The 2,963-nt window shown below is 63.0% G+C and carries 3 protein-coding genes; 2 read left to right on the top strand and 1 reads right to left on the bottom strand.

Translation table 11 applies throughout. The features are described from left to right. Positions 1-1,229, top strand: a 1,229-nt coding sequence (locus EOA86_RS28770) for a dipeptide ABC transporter ATP-binding protein (RefSeq protein WP_164892069.1), incomplete at its 5' end; no start/stop codon positions are given. Positions 1,230-1,259: 30 nt separating this feature from the next. Next, positions 1,260-2,201, top strand: coding sequence for a glyoxylate/hydroxypyruvate reductase A (locus EOA86_RS28765; RefSeq protein ID WP_127212127.1), 942 nt, complete (start codon positions 1,260-1,262; stop codon positions 2,199-2,201). Between the two features lie 101 nt (positions 2,202-2,302). Here the strand turns inward: EOA86_RS28765 and EOA86_RS28760 are convergent, their stop codons facing one another. Further along, complete coding sequence (locus EOA86_RS28760; protein WP_029356998.1) at positions 2,303-2,662, bottom strand: hypothetical protein; 360 nt, start codon at positions 2,660-2,662, stop codon at positions 2,303-2,305. Positions 2,663-2,963: the final 301 nt, after the last annotated feature.

The raw sequence follows: 2,963 nt of genomic DNA, 5'->3' as shown, positions 1-2,963 counted from the left end.
CCCTGGAGCTGCTCAACGAGGTCGGCATCCGCGAGCCGGAGAAGCGGCTCGACGCCTATCCGCACCAGCTTTCCGGCGGCCAGCGCCAGCGCGTCATGATCGCCATGGCACTGGCCAACGAACCGGAACTGCTGATCGCCGACGAACCGACGACGGCACTCGACGTCACCGTGCAAGCGCAGATCCTCGAACTACTTGCGGAGCTGAAGAGCCGCAAGGGCATGTCGATGCTGTTCATCACCCACGATCTCGGCATCGTCAGAAAGATCGCCGACCGGGTCTGCGTGATGACCAAGGGCAAGATCGTCGAGACCGGACCGACGAAAGATATCTTCGCCAACCCGCAGCACACCTATACGCGGCATCTGCTGGCCGCCGAACCGAAGGGCAAACCGCCCGCCGCAAACGCTGCCGCCAAGCCTGTGATGACAGGCCAGGACATAAAAGTCTGGTTTCCGATCAAGAAGGGCTTTTTCCGGCGCACCGTCGACAATGTGAAGGCGGTGGACGGCATCGACGTCACCGTGCGCGCCGGCCAGACGCTCGGCGTCGTCGGCGAATCCGGCTCTGGCAAGACGACGCTCGGCCTGGCGCTGGCCAGGATGATCTCGTCGATCGGGACCATTCAGTTCAACGGGCGCGATATCAACGAGCTGTCGTTCAACGCCATGCGGCCGCTGCGGCGCGAGCTGCAGATCGTATTCCAGGATCCGTTCGGGTCGTTGAGCCCGCGCATGTCGGTCTCCGAGATCATCGAGGAAGGGCTGAAGATCCACGAACCGAAGCTGTCGCCCGATGAGCGTGACAAGCGCATCGTCGATGTGCTCGGGGAAGTCGGGCTCGATCCCGCTACGCGCAATCGCTATCCGCACGAGTTTTCCGGCGGCCAGCGCCAGCGCATCGCCATCGCCCGCGCCATGGTGCTCAACCCGCGCTTCGTCATGCTGGACGAGCCAACCTCGGCGCTCGACATGAGCGTGCAGGCGCAGGTGGTCGATCTTCTGCGCAGCCTGCAGGCGAAGCACGACCTCGCCTATCTGTTCATCAGCCACGACCTGAAGGTCATCCGCGCGCTTGCCAACGACGTCATCGTCATGCGCAATGGCAGGATCGTCGAAGCCGGCCCATCCGAACAGATTTTCGAACGGCCGCAGACCGACTATACCAAGGCGCTGATCTCGGCCGCATTCAGGATCGAAACGGCGCCGGTCGGCATCGTCAGCGAGTAGCCCGTCCCGCATAAGGAAATAGAATCCGCAATGGAAAAAGGCCGTATCCTGCTTGCCCTCACCGGTATCCATCCAGGCCGTTGGCGCGAACTCTTGTCGGCGGAACGCGAGGTGGTGCTCGAGCCGGACGGCGCCAGCGATCCCTCGATCACCTATGCGGTGGTGTGGAAGCAGCGGCCCAACCTTCTGTCGTCGCTGCCCAATCTGCGCGCTGTCTTTTCGATCGGCGCCGGCGTCGACCACATCTTCGCCGATCCCACTTTGCCCGACGTGCCGATCGTCAAGGTCGTGGCCGACAACCTGACCCAGTACATGACCGAATACGTCGTCTGGCGGGTGCTCGATCACCATCGCCAGGGCATGCTCTACCGGTCGCAGCAGCAAAAGAAGATCTGGCACGAGCCACCGCAGCGACCGGCCGGCGACATCTCCGTCGGCATCATGGGGCTCGGCACGCTTGGCCGCGCGGCGGCGTCGGTGCTTTTGTCACTCGGCTTTGCGCTCAATGGCTGGTCGCGCAGCGAGCGGCCGATGGAAGGCGTTTCGACCTATGCGGGCGAGGCCGGATTGGTCCCCTTCCTCAACGCCACCGACATTCTGGTGGTGCTTTTGCCACTCACGCCGCAGACGCAAGGCGTGATCAATTACGGCGTGCTGAAGGAATTGAGGAAACGCAACGGCCTCGGCGGCTCGGTGCTGATCAATGCCGGGCGCGGCAAGTTGCAGAAGGACGCCGACATTCTGCGTGCGCTGGAGGACGGCACACTCAAGGAAGCGAGCCTCGACGTGTTCGAGGTCGAGCCGCTGCCGAAGACCAGCCGGCTGTGGACCCACCCGAAAGTGTTCGTGACGCCGCATGCGGCGGCAACCTCCGATCCCGTGCATCTGGTGCCGATCATGCTGCGCCAGATGGCCGCCTTCGAGCGCGGCGGGAAGCTCGAGAACGTGGTGGATCGCGACGCGGGGTATTAGAGCGCCGCGCGTCCAATTGAACGCGCAAAGGACGCTTTAACATTTTTTGAATCCACGCATGATCCTTTCCGGAAATTGATTCCGATTTCCGGGATCATGCGCTAACCCGGCAGGCCAAGCTTGGTCTGCTTGGCCGGCTTGCCACATTCGCGGCGGGCGATCGACCGGTTCATGGCATCGATCCGGCCGCTCGCCTGTTCGACCTCTCGCTGGGCCTTGGAACGGGCGTCCGGCGTGAACGGGCCGAGGCCCACCCCGGGATCGGAGAAGGACGGCTTGGCATCCTGTGGAAGACGGTATTGCTGTGCCAGCCGGTTGCGTTGCGCCAGCAATTGATTGCAGGGCACGCTGTCATATTGCAGCGAGGATTGGACATTCGCGTCCTGTCGCTCGGCAATCGAGGTGCCGATGCAACCGGCTATTGCCAGGCAAGATGCCAAGACCACCAAGTTCCAGCGCATGCAACGTCCCCCGTGTCGGTGTCCTGCCCTTTCGGGCATGCGAATCGGACTTTTTTCGCAGCCGCGGCCACGTGTGGCGCAGGTGAACGAAAATGATCGCCGACGAGGCCTGATGCGGTTTCACGCCGACAGTTGCCTGTAAGCCGAGTCAGCAGTCACTTGCAACAGGCTTCCCGCGCCGGAATTAGCAACTATCTTGGAGCCATGCGCGCCAGTGACCTGCTTCATCCCCGGCCCGAGGGTCTCTACTGCCCACCCGGCGATTTCTTCATCGACCCGGTGCGGCCGGTCAACCGGGCGC

The sequence above is a fragment of the Mesorhizobium sp. M5C.F.Ca.IN.020.32.2.1 genome (assembly GCF_004023105.1).
Taxonomy (GTDB): domain Bacteria; phylum Pseudomonadota; class Alphaproteobacteria; order Rhizobiales; family Rhizobiaceae; genus Mesorhizobium; species Mesorhizobium wenxiniae.
The sequence above is the reverse complement of the archived record's forward strand: the minus strand, read 5'-3'. Positions and strand labels throughout refer to the sequence as shown.

What these genes read in the sequence shown, in the direction of transcription:
- EOA86_RS28765 (WP_127212127.1), top strand. Translation starts at nt 1,260, where the DNA reads ATGGAAAAAGGCCGTATCCTGCTTGCCCTCACCGGTATCCATCCAGGC.
- EOA86_RS28760 (WP_029356998.1), bottom strand. Translation starts at nt 2,662, where the DNA reads ATGCGCTGGAACTTGGTGGTCTTGGCATCTTGCCTGGCAATAGCCGGT.